Source organism: Vibrio sp. QJM3NY_15, assembly GCF_057785995.1.
Genome location: NZ_CM173517.1, coordinates 1108049 through 1129382 on the forward strand (window position 1 = coordinate 1108049; position 21334 = coordinate 1129382).

The following is a 21334-nucleotide window of genomic DNA, read 5'->3' on the forward strand; positions in this document are numbered from 1 at the left end:
TTCCGCAAAACATAGGAGGCTTGATTGCCTGTTGAAATAGATATTACCTGTAAAAAACAGACAGAAAAGTTCATAATATAGTTATTAACTGTCAGGATTTTAGACCAATGAGATTGAAAACCACCCTCGACCAATGGCAAACCCTTTACGAGATTGACCGCGCAGGCAGTATTCAGGCAGCGGCACTGCAATTGAACAAGAGTCACACCACGCTGATCTATGCGCTGAGAAAGTTGGAGGATCAATTAGGCGTGACTTTAGTGCAGGTTGAAGGTCGTAGGGCTGTATTGTCGGAGGATGGGAAATCACTGTTGCGCCGAGCGAGTAGCATGCTGGAACAAGCCAGAGAGTTGGAGTTGATCAGTGAACAACTGGCGAAAGGTGTAGAGTCTGAAATTGTGGTTGCGGTTGATCACTTGTGCTGTCTTGAACGTCTTTATCAACCGATGGCTGCATTTTTGGCGGAGAACAACACCACATCGATACAAGTGATTGAAACATCCTTGTCTAAGACGACGGAAATGGTGACTCAAGAACTGGCCGATGTGGCTATCATCAACCTGCCTATTACTAATTACTCAGCAGAAGCCTTTGGTTTTACGATGATGGAGCCCGTTGTCGCAAGTTCGCACTCTTTAGCTAACGTGTCATCTATATCGCTAAACCAGTTGTCGTCGCTGCCACAAATTGTGGTTCGAGACTTAGGATCGGTTGAAAAGCTGGGCGAGAAAAAGGATGTGGGTTGGTTGAAGTCGAGTCAGCGTATTACGGTCGATAATTTCGATCATGCCTTTGGCGCGGTAGAGCAGGGAGTCGGGTATTGTCGACTACCCAAACACATTGTTGAGAGTCGAGGAAGTGACAAGCTCACGGTGTTGAATGTCGAAAATGGCAGTGGATACCAAGTCCCGCTTCATCTCACTTTGCCAAAAGGGGCAAAGACAGGCCCTGCTGCAAAACGGTTCTACGAATTACTGCTAGAGTCAGCTGCTCCTGCTAACTAACCCTCATTCAATTGGGCTCAAACTAGCGAGGTTGGTTGCTGTTTAAGAATAGTGCAACACACTCGCGCGTGTAATTCAGTCTTTCATTGTCAGACTCGCCGCTGTCGTGTCCGAAGAATGCCCAATAAGCCGACTTACCATGAAACATCAGCAACAATTGTCGTGCAGCAATGATCGGTGAACTTGATGTTGAAAGCGTTAAGTCACCCGAATCGATTTTCGACTGCAAATAATCAGCGAGTAACTTAGTGGTCTTCTGTGGCCCTGTTTCTAAATAAATAGAAGCGATTTCTGGATGTGTGTTGGATTGGCTCACCGCATTTTGAAAGGTTTGCCTAGATTGCTCATCAAGTAACAAATCTTGAAACTTCACACCAAACTTCACCAATTCTTCTTCCAAAGTGGCATTCATATCAAACGCTGAAGGGCTGAGTTCGCGTTCCGCACACTTGGTTTGCATGCAGGTTTCGAAAAGTTCGTCTTTGTTTTTAAAGTGGGAGTAGACCGTTTGCTTAGAAACGTTCGCCGCTTTCGCTATCTGATCCATATTGATCTTGAAGCCATGATCAGAGAAAAGTTGGCTTGCTGCGGTTAAGATCTGCGATCTCTTCTGTTCACTCTTGATGATTTTAGTCACGTGCTGTTTCTCGTTGCTTGGTACTTGGTGTTGCTCAGTTCAATGCATTTCGTTCTGCGCTAAGCATTATGCTTTTTGTGATGGTTTTATCAATCATTAACGATGAAACTTATTTCTAACATAATCAAACTAGACAGTCTAGTTTGGTTTGGTTAGTCTAAAAAAAGAATAGGATTGAGTACCGCATAGGAACAGTGAGTATGTATAAATTGATGAAGGGAAGTGCGGTGGCGTTATCTCTATCGGCTTTTCTTGTTGGATGTGGCGAAAAGGAACAAGCCCAAGAGTCGGTTGATTTAACCACTGAAACGGCTTCGAGCGTCCAAACCATTTTAACCGTGGAAACGATGGCCTTAGCGCAATCTTCCTCTTATGCGGTACAGCGTGAATATGTTGGTGTGGTAAAAGCAGGGCAACAGGCGAATCTTGGTTTTGAATTGGCGGGTAAAGTAAACGAGATTCTAGTGGATGTCGGTGACACAGTAACCGAAGGTCGACCCTTAATCCGGTTAGACACCCAGCTGTTGCAGACTGAATCGAGCCAACTGAAAGCGCAAGCCGAAGAAGTCAAAGCACAACTGAGCCTTGTGGCGGCAAACTTGAAGCGTCAACGTTCACTGAAAGCAAAGGGCTTCAGTGCCGAGGCTGAGATTGATTCCCTTACTAGTGAACAACGTGTATTGCAGGCTAACTTGCTGCGCATTGATGCTTCAGTAAAAGGCAATCAATTGAAGCTGGTGAAATCGACAATTCTTGCGCCATATTCAGGCACCATCGCAACACGCTTTGTCTCTTTAGGTGATGTTGTAAATGTGGGTAATCCAACCCTGACACTGCTTGCTTCTGAGGGCAAAGAAGCGTTCATTGGTATTCCTGCCCATCAAATGCAAAAAGTAACTTCGCTTTCTTCACCAAGTATTCGTGTCGGGCGAGACGATTTCGCTGTGAGCCTGCTTAATCCGGGGGCGATGGTGGATACTCAATCTCGCAGTGTTGGCCTACGTTACCTGTTTCCGGAGCAAGCTTCTGTTTTAGAAGGGCAACTTGCGTACCTTAAGTTTGATGAGCAAATCGATGACCAAGGTTACTGGGTTCCGCTCACTGGTTTGATCGATGGTTTACGTGGTGTGTGGAATATCTTCGTTATTGGTGAAGATAATAAGGTTGAACGCAGAAGCGTGCAGGTGTTGTTTGCCAACAACCAACAAGCCTACGTGAGCGGTGCAATCAGCGAAGGCGAGCAGGTGATATCCAGTGGTTTACATCGTTTGGTTCCCGGCCAAACCGTGAAGCCAGCCAGCGTTACTGCTGAATAGGAAATAGTATGAAAATCATAGAGACTATTTCTAACACTCGATTGCTTATTTTAATGACCGCACTGTTGATGGTGAGTGGTATTTCTGCGTTCATGACTCTGCCGCGTGCAGAAGATCCAGTAATCATCAACCGCTACGCGAACATCACAACGAGCTTCCCCGGAGCCAGTGCTGAGCGTGTTGAAACCTTGGTCACCGAGGTCATCGAGAACAAACTGCGTGAGCTGAGTGAGGTTAAACTCGTCAGCTCGACGTCAAGACCGGGTGTGTCGATTGTTACTTTGGAACTCAATGATGTGATTACCGAGCCTGAGCCAGTTTGGTCTCAAGCTCGTGACAAACTGTCTGACATCGAATCCATTTTGCCTGCGGGTTCTCACTCTCCCGATCTCGACAGTGATCATACCTATGCTTTCACAACTATCGCATCATTGACGTGGTCTGGCGCGGGTGAACCTGACAGATTAACGCTGGGTCGTTATGCCAAAGAACTCGCTAAGCGATTACGAACCTTGTCGGGAACTGAATTCGTTGATGAATATGGGATGCCGCAAGAAGAGATTCAAATCAGTTTACGCACTGCCGATGCTGCCGCGCTTGGTCGTTCCAGTGCCAATATCGCAGAATCGCTTGAAGGGGCGGATGCGAAAAACTCTGCCGGAGAATTGGTCAGTGCTTATTCTCGCTTTGGCTTAGAGATTAAGTCTGAGCTTGATTCCATTGAACGTATTAAACAAGTGCCAATAGCCACCGACAGCAATGGTCACATCATCCGCATGGAAGACATTGCTTCTGTGAAACGTGGTGAGAAAACCCCGCAAGACCAGATTGCCATTATTGATGGTGAGCCGGGTGTGATTGTCGCGGCAAGAATGCACCCAGATCTGCGAGTCGATAACTGGACGTCGCGAGCCAACGCGCTCATCAGTCGATTTGAGCAAGAGCTGCCGAGCAATATTCAGGTCAACGTGCTTTTCAATCAGCAAGGCTATACCGAAACACGCTTAGACGATTTAGGTAAAAGCTTGATGATCGGTTTTGGTTTGATCTTGATTGTGCTGTTCGTCACCTTGGGTGTTCGTGCTGCGATATTGGTGGCGATTTCTCTGCCGTTAACTTCATTGCTGACGCTGTCGATCATGAAGATGACCAGTGTGCCAATCAACCAGATGTCGGTGACGGGCTTAATAGTCGCGCTTGGGATCATGGTAGATAACGCGGTGGTGATGGTTGATACCATTCAAGCTTATCGCCTGAAAGGGCAACAGCGCGCTGAAGCGACCATGAATGCGTTGAAGCATTTATGGGTACCGTTACTGGGCTCGACACTCACCACTGTCTTAGCCTTTGCACCGATCATTTTGATGCCTGGCGCATCGGGAGAGTTCGTCGGTGGTATTGCGATTACCGTTTCTTTCTCTTTGATCGGTTCTTACATCATTTCGCACACCTTGATTGCGGGCTTGGCGACCAAGTTACTGCCGAAACAACTCAGTGATGTTGATAAGAAAGGTCAGCACCATTGGTATATGACTGGTTTGAGAATTCCGGCTTTGACACGTTGGTTCTCGTCTTCTGTCCGCTTTGGTGTGACGCATCCAATCATCACGATTGCTTTGGTGTTGTTGGTACCGTTTACTGGTTATTGGAGTATGTCTCAGCTGACTGAGCAATTCTTCCCACCATCAGATAGAGACATGTTTGAGATTCAGGTGTACATGCCGCCGCAAGCGAGCATTTATGCGACCAAGAATACCTCTGAAAAAATCGACGATATCATTCATCGTTATCCTGAAGTAGAACGTATCGATTGGTTAGTGGGCGCAAACTTCCCATCGTTCTATTACAACCTACAAGCTAGACAAAACAACGCGCCGTACTTCTCGCAAGCAATGGTGAAAACAGAAAACTTTGATCAAGCCAATGCGCTAATTCCTGAACTTCAAAAGGTGTTAGATAAAGAAGTACCACAGGCGCAGATCTTGGTGAGAAAGCTTAACCAAGGGCCTCCATTTACCGCGCCAGTAGAACTGCGTGTGTATGGTGAAAATCTTGATACGTTAAAAGCAATTGGTGAAGATGTTCGCTTGATTCTGGCGGGTGTTCCTCATGTGACGCACACAAGGGAAACACTGCAACCGGGTACGCCGAAGGTGTGGTTGAAGGTCGATGAAGACACTGCAAAGCTCAACGGTATTTCATTGAACCAGTTCGCAGGCATGTTGCAAACCACGCTGACTGGTCGTGAAAGCGGCTCGGTAATTGAGGGCAGTGAATCGGTGCCAATCCGTGTTCGTGTTGCGGATGACGCGCGTGAAAACTTAGCGCACTTAAGTAATATTCGCTTGCCGATAAGCTCTGAGGTGTACTCAACGGGCATCAATGTGTCGACTCTGGCGGAGCTGGAATTGACGACCAGTCGTGGTGCGATTACTCGTCGTAACGGGCAGCGTGTGAATACCATCGAGGGTTACATTGAAGCGGGTGTCTTACCTCAAACTGTCCTAAATGAGTTCCAAAAACGCCTAGCAGACTATGAGATGCCATCGGGCTACACGATTGGCTTTGGTGGCGAATCCGCTGAACGAGACAATTCAGTTAATAGCCTGATCTCGAATGTCGCCGTTGTGGTGGTATTGATGGTGTTGGTGGTGGTGATGTCGTTCAACTCGTTCCGAATGAGTAGCATCATCTTCATGGTCGCAGGATTGGCTGGTGGGTTAGGGCTGTTGTCGGTGTGGATCTTCGGTTATCCATTTGGCTTTACGGTGATCATCGCCATGCTTGGGATTGCGGGCTTAGCGATTAACGCCGCCATCGTGATTCTGACGGAATTGAAACTCGATGAGCAAGCCTCATCCGGTAATGTGGATGCGGTGGTAGAAGCTGTGATGTCGTGTACGCGTCATATCAGCTCGACCACGATTACAACCGTTGGTGGCTTTATGCCGTTGATTATTGCTGGTGGCGGTTTCTGGCCTCCATTTGCGGTCGCGATTGTCGGCGGTACCGTATTAACCACTCTTATCTCGTTCTACTTTGTGCCTGTGGTTTATCATTTGATGACTAAAAATCAGCGCAAAACCGTCGTCGAACCAACAGCATAATCTCTTCTTTGGTAACCCTTACTCCTCTCTATTGAGGGGAGTAACACCCACTTAAAACCCATCAAAATACTCATGAAATCGGCTTTTTATCCCCATTTCTGTCCGTTTTCTGCTGCGTATAACTGACATGATTATCATAAAAAGCAGGGTGTTATTTGAATACCTGATGGGTTGCTGTCTGAAGTGATGTCTTTTCTAAATACCTTTAAAATCTTATGTGAATTCATAAATTTGACAGTCATCACACTTTGATTAATTCGCTCTTTCTAATGTAATCAATCATTGTTGTTTTTACTGCGTGTTTACTTTTCTCTCTCCCGTTTCGCTTTAATCCTTTTCCGCACATGGCTCGACTCGTGTGGCACGTTCATGTTGTGCGTCTGAATTGCATCAATTTCCCACATCTCACTTTCATAACTGGAAGGTTAGTTTCCAAGTTTGTTTGGTGAGCTTTCAATTTCAACTCCTCATAATGCGCCAAATGTAACAATGTATTTCAAAGCGTAACAATTAAGTCATATTTTTTGTGTGGTTTTAACCGTGCGGCAATGTTTCGGCTACGCAGCATTGTCGTTTTAACTTGGCAGTTCAACTGTTCAAGATAGTGGCTAATTCCGTTTCGCTTTGAGATGCGTCGTTTCACATGCTCAACACATAAATATTCTAATGACCATGACAACCAGTACTCGGGCGTTCGTTCTGAGGCTGGATAACCATCGAGAAAGTTAATGGAAGCTTCAAGATATAAACGCATTTTATCGAGAGCAAATCTGTCGAGGATTGGTTTGGTGGGAACCGTCCTGATGCTCGAAGGATGTAACTCCGCATTGCTCGACCCAAAAGGTAGCGTTGGCGTTCAGGAAAAGGAGCTGATTATTACTGCTCTGTTGCTGATGCTGATTGTCGTCATCCCCGTGATCCTGATGACCATCTACTTTGCTTATAGATACCGTGAAAGCAACACCACAGAAGAGTATGCACCTGACTGGGCGCACTCAACCAAGATTGAAATAGTGGTATGGACGATTCCAATCATCATTATTGCGATTCTGGCCACCATCACTTGGCGAACAACACACGAACTAGAGCCTTCCAAGCCTCTGGAGAGTGACGTTAAGCCTATGGTGATCGAAGTGGTCTCTCTGGACTGGAAGTGGCTGTTCATCTATCCGGAGCAAAACATTGCGACGGTTAACTATGTTGCGTTCCCGAAAGATGTACCGGTGACGTTTAAGCTAACTTCAGACAACATCATGAACGCGTTCTTTATCCCGCGTCTTGGCTCGCAGATCTACGCGATGCCGGGAATGGTGACCAAGCTGAATTTGATCGCGAACCACGAAGGTGACTTTAAAGGTTTTGCATCGAACTACAGTGGTAAAGGGTTCTCTCAAATGAAATTCACTGCATCAGCCATGCCTGATCAAGTGGCGTTTCTAAACTGGGTGGAAAAAGTGAAAGCTAGCCCAGACCGTATTGAAGATTGGGAGCAATTCCGTTCTTTGGCTGCGCCGAGTGTGGCTGAACCTGTGACTCTGTTCTCCAGTATCCCACCATTTTTATTCACTGATGTTGTGACCCAGCACCCAGGTTCAATGAACTGTTTGCCGGAAACCCAAGGATAATCGTCATGTTTGGAAGATTAACTCTAGACTCAATTCCCTACCACGAACCCATTATTTTGTTCACGTTAACCATGATCGCTTTAGTAGGTGGGTTAGTGGTGTATACGGTAACAAAAGCCGGTAAGTGGCAATACCTTTGGAATGAATGGTTTACTTCTGTAGACCATAAAAAACTAGGCTTCATGTACATTGCAGTCGCGATGGTGATGTTAGTTCGTGGCTTTGCCGATGCCGTCATGATGCGTAGTCAGCAATTGCTTTCTGCAGCGGGTGAGACAGGCTATTTACCGCCACATCACTATGACCAGATCTTCACGGCTCACGGCGTGATCATGATTTTCTTCGTCGCGATGCCTTTGGTTATCGGTTTGATGAACATCATTGTGCCGCTGCAAATTGGTGCTCGTGATGTTGCGTTCCCTTATCTGAATAACTTGAGCTTCTGGCTGTTTGTAGTGGGTATCATCCTAACCAACATGTCACTGGGCTTAGGTGAATTTGGCCGTACGGGTTGGTTGGCGTATCCGCCGCTTTCAGGTATTGAGGCAAGTCCGGGAGTCGGGGTCGATTATTGGATATGGGCGCTGCAAATATCCGGTGTCGGTACCACGTTAACGGGTGTGAACTTCTTCGCGACTATTTTGCGCATGCGTACTCCGTCTATGCCAATGATGAAGATGCCAGTATTCACGTGGGCGTCTCTGTGTGCCAACATCCTGATCATCATCTCTTTCCCAATCCTAACAGTAACTATCGCGTTACTGACTTTGGATAGATACATCGGCACGCACTTCTTCACCAATGACCTTGGTGGCAACGTGATGATGTATGTGAACCTGATTTGGGCATGGGGACACCCTGAGGTGTACATCCTAATTTTGCCTATCTTCGGTGTGTTCTCTGAAGTGACTGCTACCTTCTCTCGCAAAAAACTGTTTGGTTATACCTCACTGGTGTGGGCGACGGTGGCTATCACTATTTTAGCGTTTGTGGTTTGGCTGCATCACTTCTTCACTATGGGTTCTGGCGCTAACGTGAATGCCTTCTTCGGCATCGCGACCATGATTATCTCTATCCCAACCGGGGTTAAGATCTTCAACTGGTTATTCACCATGTACAAAGGTCGTATCCGCTTCACCACGCCAATGATGTGGACAGTGGGCTTCCTAATCACCTTTACCGTGGGTGGTATGACGGGCGTATTGATGGCAGTACCGGGCGCAGATTTCATTCTGCATAACTCAGTATTCCTGATTGCTCACTTCCACAACGTAATCATCGGTGGTGTTGTCTTCGGTTGTTTTGCTGCGATTGGTTACTGGTTCCCGAAAGCGACTGGTTTCACTCTGAACGAGCTTTGGGGCAAACGCGCATTCTACTGCTGGATCATCGGTTTCTTGATGGCGTTCTTGCCGCTTTACGCTCTGGGCTTTATGGGCATGACGCGTCGTTTGAGCCAAGACATCAACCCTGAGTTCTTCCCTCTACTGGCGGTTGCGGCTGCTGGCACCGGCGTAATTGCGATGGGTGTGGTGTGTCAGTTCGTTCAGATTTACGTGAGTGTTCGCGACCGCGACCAAAACCGAGATCTAACCGGTGACCCATGGGGTGGACGTACCTTTGAATGGGCAACGTCTTCACCACCGCCGTTCTACAACTTTGCAAAATTGCCTAAAGGCGATGAGATCGATTCGTTCTGGTATCAAAAGCAAAGTGGTGAGTTTGACCCGACTCAGGAAGAAGAATACGAACGTATTCACATGCCGAAGAATACACCGACAGGTATCTATGTTTCTGCATGGGCGTTGGCATTTGGCTTCGCGATGATCTGGTACATCTGGTGGTTAGCAGCAGCAAGCTTAGTGGGCATCGTGGTGACGTGTATTCAACACAGCTACAACGACGATGTGGACTACTACGTGGAAGTTGAAGAGATCAAAGCGATTGAAGCGGCTCGACGTGCACAGCTTGAAGAAGCGAAGAAACAGTCAGTGAAAGGCGACCATTCTGGTCGTGGTAACAGTGCTGACAGTGATAACAACGACAATAAAGATGACTTGGAGACGACGTATGCAAGCTAATACTCCGTCACACACTTATGATCTTGCACACTCGCATGATCATCACCACGAAGCTGCGGGCAATAAGTTGTTTGGCTTCTGGGTTTACTTGATGAGTGACTGTGTCCTGTTTGCCACGCTTTTCGCGACTTATGCCGTGCTTGAGAGTGGATCAATCGCAGGGCCGACAGGCAAAGACATCTTTGAACTGCCGTTCGTGTTTGTCGAAACCATGATGCTGTTGTTCAGTAGTATCACCTTTGGCTTTGGCATGATTGCGATGAAGCGCAAAGACGTTACCGGACTGAAGCGATGGATAAAAGTCACTTTCGTATTGGGTTTAGCCTTTATCTGTATGGAAGTGTATGAGTTTCATCACTTGATTGCAGAAGGCTATGGCCCTCAAGAAAGCGCATTCCTTTCTGCGTTCTTTACCTTGGTTGGCACACACGGTTTGCACGTAACGTTTGGTCTGATTTGGATGGCGGTGGCGTATCACCAACTTTCAACCAAAGGCTTGAACGACAACATGTCGATGCGTTTCCAGTGCTTAAGCCTGTTCTGGCATTTCCTTGATATCGTTTGGATTTGCGTATTTACCATCGTGTACTTAATGGGGGTGATGTAATGGAACAGCATCTAGACAGCGGTGCAACGGATTACGTGAAAGGCTTTATTGCGTCACTGATTCTGACCATTATTCCGTTCTACATTGTGTGGTCACATGCGCTACCAAGCACGGAAACTTATGTGATCTTGTTCGGTTGTGCGTTGGTGCAAATCTTTGTGCACTTTAAGTACTTCTTACATATGGAAGCGAAATCTTCCGATGGGCGTTGGAACTTGGTGTCACTGATGTTTACTGCCATTGTTGTATTGATTCTTATCGCTGGCTCGGTATGGATCATCTACAACATGAACGTCAACATGAAGTTGTAGGCCAAGGTATGCTGAAAAAATATTTGTCTATTACCAAACCGGGCATCATTTTCGGCAACCTGATTTCTGTTGCGGCGGGGTTCTTTCTCGCCGCAAAAACAGAACCAGCCAGTGCGATGTTGTTACTGACGACTTTAGCGGGTGTAGGGCTTGTGATTGCATCAGGTTGCGTGGTGAACAACATCTTTGATCGAGATATCGACCAGAAAATGAAACGTACCCAGAACCGTGAATTGGTTCAGGGCAATATCAACACAGACGTCGCATTTATCTATGCGTTAATTATGTTGTTGGCAGGCACGGCGCTGCTGTTTCAATTTGTTAATCCGATGTCTGCGGTTGTGGTGTTGCTTGGCTATGTGTTTTACGTCTTTTTCTACACCATGTGGTACAAGCGTAATTCGGTTTACGGCACCTTAGTTGGCAGTATCTCTGGTGCAGTTCCGCCATTAGTTGGTTACCTTGGTGTGACGAATTACTTGAGCTTAGAAGCGGTTTTGCTGTTCATCATGTTTTGCTTATGGCAAATGCCACACTCGTATGCGATTGCGATGTTCCGCATTCAAGATTACCGCGATGCAGGCATTCCTGTTTTACCGGTGAAAGAGGGCGTTGATAAAGCACATCAGCACATGAAAGCTTATGTGGTGGCGTTTGGTGCGGTTGCTCTGGGGTTATTTTTACTCGGAGAGGCGGGTTATGAATACCTAGCCGTGTCGGCAGCCGTTTGCTTTATGTGGACCAAAGTGACGTTCCGTAAGGTTGATTGTCTTAACTACATCCAGTGGTCAAAGACCGTATTCAAGGTCTCTCTGCTGGTGGTGATGAGCATCAGCGGCGTACTTGGACTGGAACTGATTCCGTTGCCTACGCTTTTTTGATTTAGTTTTGTCGTTGAACCCTCAATGTTTTTAAATCCGAGGGTTCAACGACCTTTTATCTGATTGTCTGTTTATCTTGTCATCTATATTGCCGTTCAGCTGAGAACTACAGCCCCTCGAAAATATCACTAAACCAATCTTCGAGTTGCTCTCGTTTGTCTTGAGGGCCATTGATTACCACTAAGCCATTCAGTGTCGCTTGATCCCAAGAGATCGTTCCGTTCGCCAATGCATCGAACACATCGAGCTCTGTAATAAACAATAAATCGTTCTCTGTCGGCAAAGTGTCTCTTCCTGAAACGTTCACGCCTTTTTCAATGCTGATTTGACTGTAGTGGCCTTTAATCGCTTCAAATAAGTTGAATTCAATCTTACTCGGATGTGCCTTTGCGAGGGCTGATTTTATCGCAAACAGTTTGAAATGATCCGGTTTGTTTAGGTTTCCGAACTCGTCATCTTGTCGAGCATGAATGATGTTACCAAATACTTCGAGTGAGCCCGGTTCGGTCACCAAACTAAACCCGGTTTCTTGGTGTAAGCCGCAAGCGAATACCAGAGAAGAACTGAGTGAAAGCAATAGAACAAAACGTTTTAGCATGTGTGAACCTTAAACGAAGTAGGGCAGTTTTCTTACTTCAACAATAGACCTAGATCGTTGAGTGAAGGCTGCGAACTGTACCAATAAATAAACGATAAAGGGACCACTATGGGTCCCTTAGTTATCGGCTCGCCATCCTTAGCAGGCCTTTAATTGGTGTATATCCAATTAACGAACGATAAGCATCAGTTCTTCAGGAGAAAGAGGCTTGTCGAAGTAGCTCATGAAGAGACCGAAGCCCTTGATATCGCCATTCGAGAACTTGAATTCACCAGACTGCATGTTCTTACCAATCACTTGCTGAGCATTAGGGCCAGCCATCAGGATTTGGTTCAGCACTTGACGAGAAGTGTTGATTTGAACATCTGCGCCTTCTACGGCTGTTTCATGAAGCTGTGCAATACCGTTACGAACTTCGATAGTGAATGACTCATTCGTATCAGAGAAGTTGTACGTTAGCGCCATGTTTACATCTAACGTGCTCTCTGCAATTAGAGTCGACGTCATCATGTCGAAGATCTGCTTACTTGGTAGGGCTGTTAGAACGTCTACAGAAGCAAAGCTGATCATGTTAGAGAAATCGCGAGTACCTTCTAGCTCAGCAGCGGCATTTAATGCCCAGTTACGCCAGTTGATGTTCACTTGGTCTGCAGACCATGCTTTGTAAGCTTGTGCTTTCAGTGCGCGAGCTTCCATGTCGTCTTTGTTTACCGTGATTGGGTAAGAAAGAATCTCTGCTGCAAATGTGTAGTTTTCTGCTTTGATCGCCGCTTTCGCTGTGTCAATGATGTTGTCACGACCGCCCATGATTTCTACGAACGCTTTAGCTCGTTGCTCGTAAGCCATTGGCTCTAGCTGCCACGGATCGGCTTCGAAGAAACCGTTGTAGCCTACGTAAATTTGGCGAACAGCGTGTGCAACAGTACCGTAGTGCTCACCTAACCAAGGGTGGTCGGCAAGGTGTTTAGGTAGCTTAACAACTTCAACAAGTTCGTCAGGTGTTAGACCCTTGTTCATGTGACGAATCGTTTGGTCGTGTGTGTATTGGATTGCATCACGGTAAGCCGTTAGTACATCCGCTACCGCTTCTTTGCCTTCAACAGGACGACCATGAGAGTTGATCATGATTTCTGTATCGAATTGACGCATAACGTCGATACCCTTGAACCACATGCTTGGGTCACGGAATTTCGTACCGCGAATTGTGTGTAGGTTCGGGAAGTTCTCGCCTTGTAGAACCTCTGCTGCGTGCAGGATTTTTTGTTCTGGAAGGTAAACAACGATTTCATCTTTAGTTTCAGATGGCACGTTTACGATCTGCATGTGAACACCAGAGATTGTGATGTCTAATGTGCCATTTTTTTCAACGAGCATATTAGGCTCAATGAACGAGATATCACCTTGCATGAAGCGAGGGCCAAGGCCATCGTTTACTGTGCCGTGCTCGCCTTCTTCAACGTGTTTTGCACCTGTGTAAGAAGTGCGGTGACCAAACAGTGTACCTAGGTTTGAAGACCAGTTAGCGACAGCTTGAGTCAGATCTTCTTGAGCGATGATTTTCACTTCACCAGAAGCCACTTGCTCATCTGTTGCCCATGCACGAACACCAGAAATGTGGTCAATGTGGTTGTGCGAGTAGATAATCGCTTTTACTGGTTTGTCTGTGATTGCGCGGAATTGGTTTTTTACCGATTCGGCCATTTGTACTGATTCGCCTGGATCAACGATGATGATGCCATCGTCACCTTCGATCATGACTGGAGTGTCTAGACCGAAGCCGTAACCAAGGTAAACATTGTCATCAACTTTGATGATCGCTTGGTCCATTTTACGACCGTGCTTGGTTAGGATTGGGTGTACGTGATCAGACTCTTCTGTGAAAGCCAGTGAATCGCCCGTTTTTGAAAGCACTTGGATACGTTCGCCTTTGCCCCAGAACATGTTTGATTCGTGTTCGAATAGAACCTCGCTTTTGTAGCGCGCATCAAGGTCGATGTTTTGGTATTGAGCTGCATTTGCGGTTTGAAGCTCTTGGCCTACCGTTGATGTTGCTTCTACAACAGGCGTTGCTGATGCAAAGCCAGAAGCAAATAGTGCACTCGCGATTGCAACTGGAAGTGCCATTTTTTTGAATGTGTTAGTCATGATAGTGACCTTATATTTGGATACAGGAATTGGATTTCTTGAGCCAAATAATAGACAGGAGAGGGGGCGCTATCTACGCGCTAATAGGATTTCAATCTATCGTTTTTACGATGTTTTATTCCGCCAATAATTGTATTAGCGATTTTAATTGATCTGAATCAATTAGCTAGATTAGCTTGTGACAGATACAAAAATGCCCTGACATTCAGGGCATTTAATTTGGAACTAATGGCTGTTATATAAGTGTTTACCGAGAACCTAAGTACTTACCAAGCACCTAAGTAAGACTTGTAAGATTGTAGGCGAACCGTTGCCGCACCGATTACATCAATAAAGCCCCAGAACGGATGTGGCTTCTCAGCAGAAATCCAAGCTGCGCCAGCTGACCCAATTGGGATATTGAAACCTTCTGGCTCGATGATCTCAAGTACGATGGTACGGCCTAAACCGTTACCGTTTCTTACCACGTGTTGACCTACGCTTTGTGGCCCCTGAAGTGGAGAAATACTCGACTCACCCGTACCTGCATTAAAGCTGTGTACTTTTGCTCGGAACACATGCCCTGGGTAGGCATCAACGAAGAACTCTGCGAAGTCTCCTACTTGAACATAGCCGTAAGTTTGGTCTGAAATGCGCATCTCAAGGAATTTTTTGCTGGTGTTGTAGAGGTGCATGTTACCCATTACAGAACCTTCAGCAATATTCACTATCGATACCTGACCATCAAATTCAGCTCTAATGGTTTTCTTCTCTTGCGCCCAATTTACTTTTTGTAGATCGGCTTTTAACGATACAAGTTGAGCGTGCAGCACTCGAAGATCTGAGTCGTACTTTTCTACGTCACGCATATTGAAGATTTCAGGTGACGTTTCAGCGCGCTCTAAGTCGCGAGTCATTTGCTTGATCTCTTCTTCTTTCTGAACAATTGAAGATTCGATCTTTGCTTTGTCTGCGGCAGAATCGATGTCGACGAGTGTGTAAATTACGTCGCCTTCTTTAACCATTTGGTTGTGCTCAACAAGCACTTTGTCGATCTGCTGACCAAAGATAGGTGACATTACCGCGTGTGGTGCTTTCACTGTGGTTGAGTTGGTTAAATCAACCGGTGCCCATAAGCGAGAGATAACCGCTAATACCGCAAGGATTGTTACGCCGCCAATGGCAGCCCACGTGTAGTTTTTGAAGTTCTTCTTCAGTGCACCTGTCGCAAACAGTGACCATACAATTAGGATGTATGGAATCATCATCTCTTTCATTATGCGACCTCTTTTTCTGTAGGGGATGGTTTTGTTGGAGCCTTTTCTTCTGAAGCCTGTTCTTTAGAAGACTGTTCTACTGGAGACTGATTTGTTACCGATTGTTCAGGTGTTACGTAGACTGCGGTTGTCGCTGCATTAGTCGCATCTTGTTTAGGCTGAACACCACGGCGAATAACATCACTCAATGATTGACCAATATGTTTCCAGTTCGCCAATGCGATAACCAAGGCGATAACCCAAAATGTTTTGCTGATGAACAGTCCACAAAGTGACAGTGCAAACACGATCTGTACGTGAGCGCTTTTGTGCTCTTTTGCTTTATGCACTCCCAGTTCATGCAATTGCCACATGCCGTAAATACCGGCTAATACAACAGCAATCGTCACTGAGAACAAGTAACCAGAGAAGTACTCCATCTGGAAGAAGTTCATCATCATTTCATTGGGATGATTGTTGAATTGAGACATGTCGATGTCTTTAGAATGGATTGTGCCTAACGGTGCAAGAGCCCATGCACCAGCAAACATTACCGCCATAAACAGGCAGAATTTAATCAAGACCATCACAACGGCCCAGATTTTCTGGAAAATGATTTTTATAAAGTTCATATCTCAACCTACATCAATAAGAAGAGAGAATTTGCAGCCTAGAAGTAACCTTTAATGACATCTTAAAAAGTAGATGTCTATTATGTGGGTAGATTAGTGCTCATAATAAACAAAAGTAACAGATGATATTTAAAGTGATATTGCACAGTCCAGACAACCGATTCTCGGTATCAAGAAGCGAATATGCTTCTCTACAAATCAATCTTTATTATTTGTCAGCAGACGTAAATGAAATGGCGATGAAGCGTTCGAATTAATATTCGTGTGGCTTTCTAACGACTGTTTTTATTACGTGTAATACCTCGGCAATCGAGGGGCTCTTCCATGACAATTGACATACCAAAGTAAAACATTTGTCAGTTTTCTATTTGGGCTGATGATTGATTTGTTAGCAGGATAATAGGAAGAGTTTTGACCAGTATCTACCCAGAATTACGATTTGATAATATCGTAATTACGATTAGTAGTTATAACTCTAAATCGGTAGGGTGATTTATTTGAAAAGGCTCATATACAGATAGAAAACATTGTTCATTAACTTGGTTTGGATCATAGAAGTCGATGAAAAGTGCTAAAAAGACTGGCCTAAAATATTAAATAAATTAGACCAGCCTGTAGGGGGATTTTAATCGATTATTTGAATGGGTTTAATGTAACAGGCGCAATAAAGAATTTCAGGTTCCAATCTGGTGCATATGGCACATACTCAGCGGGATTGGTTGTATTAACATTTGCGTCTGGTTTCATTACGTAATATTGAAGTTCTACACCCCAACGAACTGGCATTGGCCCAACCTTAAACATATCGATATAGCCTAATCCGACAGGTACAGTAAATTGGTCGGAACCATCTTTTGTCCAATCAATTTGAATATTAGGTGTCATACCAATTAACGCGGTGTTGCTGACACGATAGTTTAAGAAGTACTGGATGTCCGCTTGATTAGTTGATTCAGTAACGCTGTCGCTCCCGCCTACATCCCACCATTGCTGAGCTAAGAAACCAACGTTCCAGCTTTCAATACTGGCTGGGTTACCTGTTTCTTTACCAAGGCGAGCGACCATTGCAGCAGGGCCTACTTGCCATTTATCTTGCGTTAAACCATCAGTACCTGTTGGCATGATCACCGTTGGACCAACACCCCAAATCCACCCATCATCACGGTTAGGCGCTGCCAGTGATAGAAAGACAGTGTCTCCCATACCGTTTGTACGTCCTTCAAAGAAATCACCGTCTTCACGATCGCCTGGTGAGCTGTAGTGGTTGGCAACCAAACGGTTCACCAAGTTCCATTCACCATCCATGATAGGTACAGGCATTACTGGTTGAAAGCTGAAGCGGTTTTGCATCTCATGGTGACCATCTTCTTTTTCTAGAAAGGTATAATCATTTTGAGTAATTAGCATCCATACATCTGACACAGGGTTGGCTGATTTTTTTGCCGCTTCTTGTACTGATAATTGTTCTTGCGCACTTGCTGTTGTTGAAAGTAATGCTGCTGCAGTAATGGCAACAGAAAGGAAGCTCTTTTTAATTTTAAGCATATCTATACTCTTAGTCATAACTTGTTGGGGACTCACTTCATCTTCACGGTCATGAAGTGTTTATTCGTTGGCGAGAAATATAGAAGATGTGAATAATATGAATCTACGTAATAATTCGTTTTGTAATCATCGCAAATACGATAGCTGATGCTTTTTATTCATTAGTAGCGAGTTTTATAAAAATAAGGGGCTATTTTTTTGAACTGATATATTTGTTGGGCTTTAGATAAATAGCGTGTAGATAAAGCGCTCCTCCAATTCCCGACATTAGGCTGAATAAGGGCTGAAGCTTATAACGCTCGATAATTAAGAGGTTTAGTTGAAAGAACCGTGTTTTGTGAAATGCACAATTTTCAGCCTGCGTTGTGAAAAAGACGAAGAGCTTTGCTGAGTAGCTGAAAGCGACTGTGAAACAGTGTCATGAAAAATGAGACAATAAGCCCTTGTTTGTGCGTTGTATTAGGTTGATAATCAATACAAATCAAAACGGTGACAAATGACTTATCGATGGAGAGTAAAAAGAGAATTAAATGAAATGCTTAGTCCAAATAAAAAAGCTTAGCGAGCAGGGCACTAAGCTTTATATTTAGATAAAAGTTTCAGGTATTTAGTATAGAGTTAACTAAATGACTAAGTTTAATTCTTATCTGAGTGAGTGTTGAGCAGGACTGAACGTTACTTGAAGCGATAGTTCGCTTGTAGGCCAAAGTAGTGTGCATAACTCTTGTATTGACCGTTAAGGTTACCTAGCGAAGGTGCAAGGCCGAGTGTGTAATCAATGTTTGGCGTACCTAGGTCGATGTAGTCGTAGTAACCACGTACTTGCCAGTTATCATTTACTCGATAAGTCGCACCGACTCCATAGCGCCATATGTCGCTTATCGGGAGGTCCATGTATACCTTTGTCGGATCATCTTGCGGTGAGGTTTCGTAACTCACTCCGGTTTCTAATCGCCATTGTTCATTAAGTTGGTAGTGTGTACCGATCGCGAAATTCCATACATCATCAAAATCGCGTTGAACGATTTCAATTGGTGCATTGTTCAGGTCGAGCGTTAGGTCTGTCCAAGTTGATAAGTCATACCAAGTCACACTCCAAAGCATGTCCCATTGCGGATTAACGGCATGAACACCACTTGCTTGAACGTGTTGTGGCATGATGAAATCTAGTCCAACATCCATGTTGACGATATTGCCTCTGAATCCTGGCTGCGTTGTTTTGACATCGCCTTCACCGTAGTGAGTGATCTCAGAGCGATAAATCAAACCGATACGATGTGCTTCGTTGAACTTGTAAAAGGCACTGAGTGTATAACCTACGTTAAAATCGTCGGCATTGGCCTCAAGCTTACCCTCTCCAATCGTTGGAAGAACTCCAGGAAAGACATCGAGTTCACCATTTGCTGAGAAGTATTCCATATTGATGGCAGCACCAACAGCAAACTTGTCAGTGACTTTGTACGATATGGCGGGTGCAATTTGTACGGTTATAAACTCAACGTTTTCTAATAAATTACCACCGTGGAAATTGTCACCATAATCAACGCCGGAACCACCCTGTGATGCAACTGAAAGGCCTGCGTGGAATTGATCGTTGATTGGTGTGACAAAATAGAAACTGCCTGCTGGGGTTGTTGTCCCGCCATCTGCGTTCTCCCCATTTGAAAATGCGGGGCCTGTTGAGCCTTGATCAGCGTAATCAAATGTCGTGTCTAAAATGGAAGTATTTACAGTAACGTTGGTTTCTTTGAGTTGAGACATGCCGGCCGGGTTAGTCCAAGCTGTTAAAGCACTCTCTGCTAGAGCTGCGGTACCAGCTCCTGCAGTACTTGCGTTCAATGAACCTAATTCAGGAAGCAATGGGCCAGCCGCCATTGCATGAGTTGAAAGCGTTGACACTACAATGGCAAGTGCGTGTTTTTTCATGGAATAGAACCTATTTTGGGAGCTGTTTTTAAGGCGCTGATAGTAGTCTCACAAATTGGGTCGAAAAATAGCGAATTAACATTTCATTCTATCGTTTTTACGATAGCATGGTGCTCATGGTCGCCTAACGAGTAATGATATATGAGCAACGACATCCCCAACTTCAATCTACTTGCCGTGTTTTCTGCGGTGATGGAGCAGGGCAGTTTAAGTAAAGCTGCGGATCAACTCAGTACCAACCAATCGACCATCAGTACCGCATTAGCCCGCCTAAAAAAAGAGATTGGCCAAGAGCTTTTTGTTCGCAAAGGAAGAGGGGTTGCGCCTACGTCTTATGCGCAAAGCTTGTATGAACAAATTAAAGCGCCGATCAATGAACTCAATGGCGTGTTTCAGTCGATGACCAACTTTGATGAGCAATCTTCTGAACGTAAGTTTGTAATTTCTGCGCCTGAGCACTTACAGTGGGTGCTGCTCAATAGTTTTGCAGCGCTCCCTAATCAAAACTTGTCATTAGAAGTCTTTGATCAACCAGACAGTGATGAGCGCATTTACGAAGATCTTTTGACTCAAGAATTCGATGCGATGATCGATATTGTGGTGCCTGAACACCCAAGTATTGTCAGTGAAACACTTTATGAGGGCGAGTTTGTGATCGTGTGTCGAGCTGATCACCCGCGAATCCAAGGTGAAATCAGCGAAGCTCAGTTCCTGAGTGAAAAGCATGCCGTATTAGACAGAACACGACGCAAAGTTCGCAGTTTGAATCACTACACTTCTTTGGATCTGTCCCAACGTAAAATCGTGTTTCATGGACGTTCACTGTTCAGTAATATCTTGCTGTGTAGCCAATCTGATTACATTACAGTGGTGCCTTTATCAATGGCCGTGCAGTTCCAAGAAAAGTTAAGTTTACAGCTGTTCAAGCCACCCTTTGAGTATCAGCCGATGTCTCATTACCTGATTTGGTTGAAGAAGCAGAACAGCGACCCCGCTCATAAATGGTTCAGAGAACAAGTCATCAGTACGTCAGATGCAATGTCGAAGGCGCTTAAAGATAGGCGTTTGCGGTTTTAATTGAGGGTCTAACTCGAAGGGAAGCATTGGCTTCCCTTTTTTGTGTCATTGAGTTCGTGCTAGTCATAACGTTCATAACGAAAAATTATCACATTGAGAATTTTTGATAATTTCCTTAATTCTTCGCTGAATCGTATTATTTCACTCAGAGATTAGTGGATAACCTCCACTCAAAATAATAACGGCGCCATGCTTGTGGTGCTAATAAGGGTGAAATATGAAATTCCTACACACAATGATCCGAGTTACTGATTTAGACAAGTCTATCGAGTTCTACACCAAGGTATTGGGTATGAAAGAACTTGAACGCCATGAAAACAAAGACTACCGCTACACATTAGTTTTTGTTGGCTACGAACAAGGCGGCACGACTATCGAGCTAACGTACAACTGGGATACTAATGAGTATGAGATGGGCAGCGCGTTTGGTCATCTGGCATTGGGTGTAGAAGATATTTACGCAGCATGCGACAAGATCAAATCGCTAGGTGGCAATGTGACTCGTGAAGCGGGGCCAGTAAAAGGTGGCTCAACGCACATCGCATTTATCACTGACCCAGACGGCTACCAAATCGAACTGATTCAACTAGGTTAATCGAGGAAATCA

At 45.1% G+C, this 21334-nt stretch carries 17 protein-coding genes; 10 read left to right on the top strand and 7 right to left on the bottom strand.

The features are described 5' to 3' along the window. Window positions 1-107 precede the first annotated feature (107 nt). The gene (locus AC3CKG_RS04965) at window positions 108-1004 is read left to right on the top strand and encodes a LysR family transcriptional regulator (protein WP_488528911.1); all 897 of its coding nucleotides are present in this window, start codon (window positions 108-110) and stop codon (window positions 1002-1004) included. Window positions 1005-1026: 22 nt separating this feature from the next. On the opposite strand, the gene AC3CKG_RS04970 is transcribed toward AC3CKG_RS04965, so the two are convergent. After that, on the bottom strand, window positions 1027-1641 hold the full coding sequence (locus AC3CKG_RS04970; protein WP_108116961.1) for a TetR/AcrR family transcriptional regulator: 615 nt from the start codon (window positions 1639-1641) through the stop codon (window positions 1027-1029). A gap of 200 nt (window positions 1642-1841) precedes the next feature. On the opposite strand from AC3CKG_RS04970, the gene AC3CKG_RS04975 reads away from it, so the two are divergent. From AC3CKG_RS04975 to cyoE, 7 genes are all read left to right on the top strand, one after another. After that, window positions 1842-2957, top strand: coding sequence for an efflux RND transporter periplasmic adaptor subunit (locus AC3CKG_RS04975; RefSeq protein WP_488528912.1), 1116 nt, complete (start codon window positions 1842-1844; stop codon window positions 2955-2957). A gap of 8 nt (window positions 2958-2965) precedes the next feature. Then, window positions 2966-6064, top strand: coding sequence for an efflux RND transporter permease subunit (locus AC3CKG_RS04980; RefSeq protein WP_488528913.1), 3099 nt, complete (start codon window positions 2966-2968; stop codon window positions 6062-6064). 728 nt (window positions 6065-6792) lie between these two features. Beyond that, entirely contained in the window at window positions 6793-7689 is an 897-nt protein-coding gene (gene cyoA, locus AC3CKG_RS04985) for a ubiquinol oxidase subunit II (RefSeq protein ID WP_077680639.1), read from the top strand. Between the two features lie 5 nt (window positions 7690-7694). After that, on the top strand, window positions 7695-9770 hold the full coding sequence (gene cyoB / locus AC3CKG_RS04990) for a cytochrome o ubiquinol oxidase subunit I (protein WP_488528914.1): 2076 nt from the start codon (window positions 7695-7697) through the stop codon (window positions 9768-9770). Then, entirely contained in the window at window positions 9742-10377 is a 636-nt protein-coding gene (cyoC, locus tag AC3CKG_RS04995) for a cytochrome o ubiquinol oxidase subunit III (RefSeq protein ID WP_080967339.1), read from the top strand. The genes cyoB and cyoC overlap by 29 nt, the downstream gene beginning before the upstream one ends. Next, window positions 10377-10688 (top strand): cytochrome o ubiquinol oxidase subunit IV, encoded by a 312-nt coding sequence (gene cyoD / locus AC3CKG_RS05000; protein WP_010439794.1) that lies wholly within the window; start codon window positions 10377-10379, stop codon window positions 10686-10688. The genes cyoC and cyoD overlap by 1 nt, the downstream gene beginning before the upstream one ends. An 8-nt stretch (window positions 10689-10696) precedes the next feature. Then, the gene (cyoE, locus tag AC3CKG_RS05005) at window positions 10697-11569 is read left to right on the top strand and encodes a heme o synthase (protein WP_488529226.1); all 873 of its coding nucleotides are present in this window, start codon (window positions 10697-10699) and stop codon (window positions 11567-11569) included. 106 nt (window positions 11570-11675) lie between these two features. Here the strand turns inward: cyoE and AC3CKG_RS05010 are convergent, their stop codons facing one another. From AC3CKG_RS05010 to AC3CKG_RS05035, 6 genes are all read right to left on the bottom strand, one after another. After that, window positions 11676-12167 (bottom strand): hypothetical protein, encoded by a 492-nt coding sequence (locus tag AC3CKG_RS05010; RefSeq protein ID WP_488528915.1) that lies wholly within the window; start codon window positions 12165-12167, stop codon window positions 11676-11678. A 168-nt stretch (window positions 12168-12335) separates the two neighbouring features. Continuing rightward, window positions 12336-14312: an alkyl sulfatase dimerization domain-containing protein gene (locus AC3CKG_RS05015; RefSeq protein ID WP_065112139.1), complete on the bottom strand. Its 1977-nt coding sequence runs from the start codon at window positions 14310-14312 to the stop codon at window positions 12336-12338. A gap of 266 nt (window positions 14313-14578) precedes the next feature. After that, window positions 14579-15568 (bottom strand): efflux RND transporter periplasmic adaptor subunit, encoded by a 990-nt coding sequence (locus AC3CKG_RS05020; RefSeq protein ID WP_017107610.1) that lies wholly within the window; start codon window positions 15566-15568, stop codon window positions 14579-14581. Next, on the bottom strand, window positions 15568-16179 hold the full coding sequence (locus AC3CKG_RS05025; protein ID WP_488528916.1) for a magnesium transporter: 612 nt from the start codon (window positions 16177-16179) through the stop codon (window positions 15568-15570). Before AC3CKG_RS05025 ends, AC3CKG_RS05020 begins: the two co-directional genes overlap by 1 nt. Before the next feature lie 633 nt (window positions 16180-16812). Beyond that, window positions 16813-17724 carry a hypothetical protein gene (locus tag AC3CKG_RS05030; RefSeq protein ID WP_017109975.1) on the bottom strand — a complete coding sequence of 304 codons (912 nt, stop codon included), beginning with the start codon at window positions 17722-17724 and terminating at the stop codon, window positions 16813-16815. 675 nt (window positions 17725-18399) lie between these two features. Further along, complete coding sequence (locus AC3CKG_RS05035) at window positions 18400-19650, bottom strand: OmpP1/FadL family transporter (RefSeq protein ID WP_488528917.1); 1251 nt, start codon at window positions 19648-19650, stop codon at window positions 18400-18402. A gap of 141 nt (window positions 19651-19791) precedes the next feature. On the opposite strand from AC3CKG_RS05035, the gene AC3CKG_RS05040 reads away from it, so the two are divergent. Then, entirely contained in the window at window positions 19792-20727 is a 936-nt protein-coding gene (locus AC3CKG_RS05040) for a LysR family transcriptional regulator (RefSeq protein ID WP_017066788.1), read from the top strand. 217 nt (window positions 20728-20944) lie between these two features. Next, the gene (gene gloA / locus AC3CKG_RS05045; RefSeq protein ID WP_017084654.1) at window positions 20945-21322 is read left to right on the top strand and encodes a lactoylglutathione lyase; all 378 of its coding nucleotides are present in this window, start codon (window positions 20945-20947) and stop codon (window positions 21320-21322) included. The last annotated feature ends 12 nt before the right edge of the window (window positions 21323-21334 follow it).

Bases quoted from the DNA above. Each gene is read 5' to 3' on its own strand.
- AC3CKG_RS04965 (WP_488528911.1), top strand. From the start codon at position 108: ATGAGATTGAAAACCACCCTCGACCAATGGCAAACCCTTTACGAGATT.
- AC3CKG_RS04975 (WP_488528912.1), top strand. From the start codon at position 1,842: ATGTATAAATTGATGAAGGGAAGTGCGGTGGCGTTATCTCTATCGGCT.
- AC3CKG_RS04980 (WP_488528913.1), top strand. From the start codon at position 2,966: ATGAAAATCATAGAGACTATTTCTAACACTCGATTGCTTATTTTAATG.
- cyoA (WP_077680639.1), top strand. From the start codon at position 6,793: ATGGAAGCTTCAAGATATAAACGCATTTTATCGAGAGCAAATCTGTCG.
- cyoB (WP_488528914.1), top strand. From the start codon at position 7,695: ATGTTTGGAAGATTAACTCTAGACTCAATTCCCTACCACGAACCCATT.
- cyoC (WP_080967339.1), top strand. From the start codon at position 9,742: ATGACTTGGAGACGACGTATGCAAGCTAATACTCCGTCACACACTTAT.
- cyoD (WP_010439794.1), top strand. From the start codon at position 10,377: ATGGAACAGCATCTAGACAGCGGTGCAACGGATTACGTGAAAGGCTTT.
- cyoE (WP_488529226.1), top strand. From the start codon at position 10,697: ATGCTGAAAAAATATTTGTCTATTACCAAACCGGGCATCATTTTCGGC.
- AC3CKG_RS05010 (WP_488528915.1), bottom strand. From the start codon at position 12,167: ATGCTAAAACGTTTTGTTCTATTGCTTTCACTCAGTTCTTCTCTGGTA.
- AC3CKG_RS05015 (WP_065112139.1), bottom strand. From the start codon at position 14,312: ATGACTAACACATTCAAAAAAATGGCACTTCCAGTTGCAATCGCGAGT.
- AC3CKG_RS05020 (WP_017107610.1), bottom strand. From the start codon at position 15,568: ATGAAAGAGATGATGATTCCATACATCCTAATTGTATGGTCACTGTTT.
- AC3CKG_RS05025 (WP_488528916.1), bottom strand. From the start codon at position 16,179: ATGAACTTTATAAAAATCATTTTCCAGAAAATCTGGGCCGTTGTGATG.
- AC3CKG_RS05030 (WP_017109975.1), bottom strand. From the start codon at position 17,724: ATGCTTAAAATTAAAAAGAGCTTCCTTTCTGTTGCCATTACTGCAGCA.
- AC3CKG_RS05035 (WP_488528917.1), bottom strand. From the start codon at position 19,650: ATGAAAAAACACGCACTTGCCATTGTAGTGTCAACGCTTTCAACTCAT.
- AC3CKG_RS05040 (WP_017066788.1), top strand. From the start codon at position 19,792: ATGAGCAACGACATCCCCAACTTCAATCTACTTGCCGTGTTTTCTGCG.
- gloA (WP_017084654.1), top strand. From the start codon at position 20,945: ATGAAATTCCTACACACAATGATCCGAGTTACTGATTTAGACAAGTCT.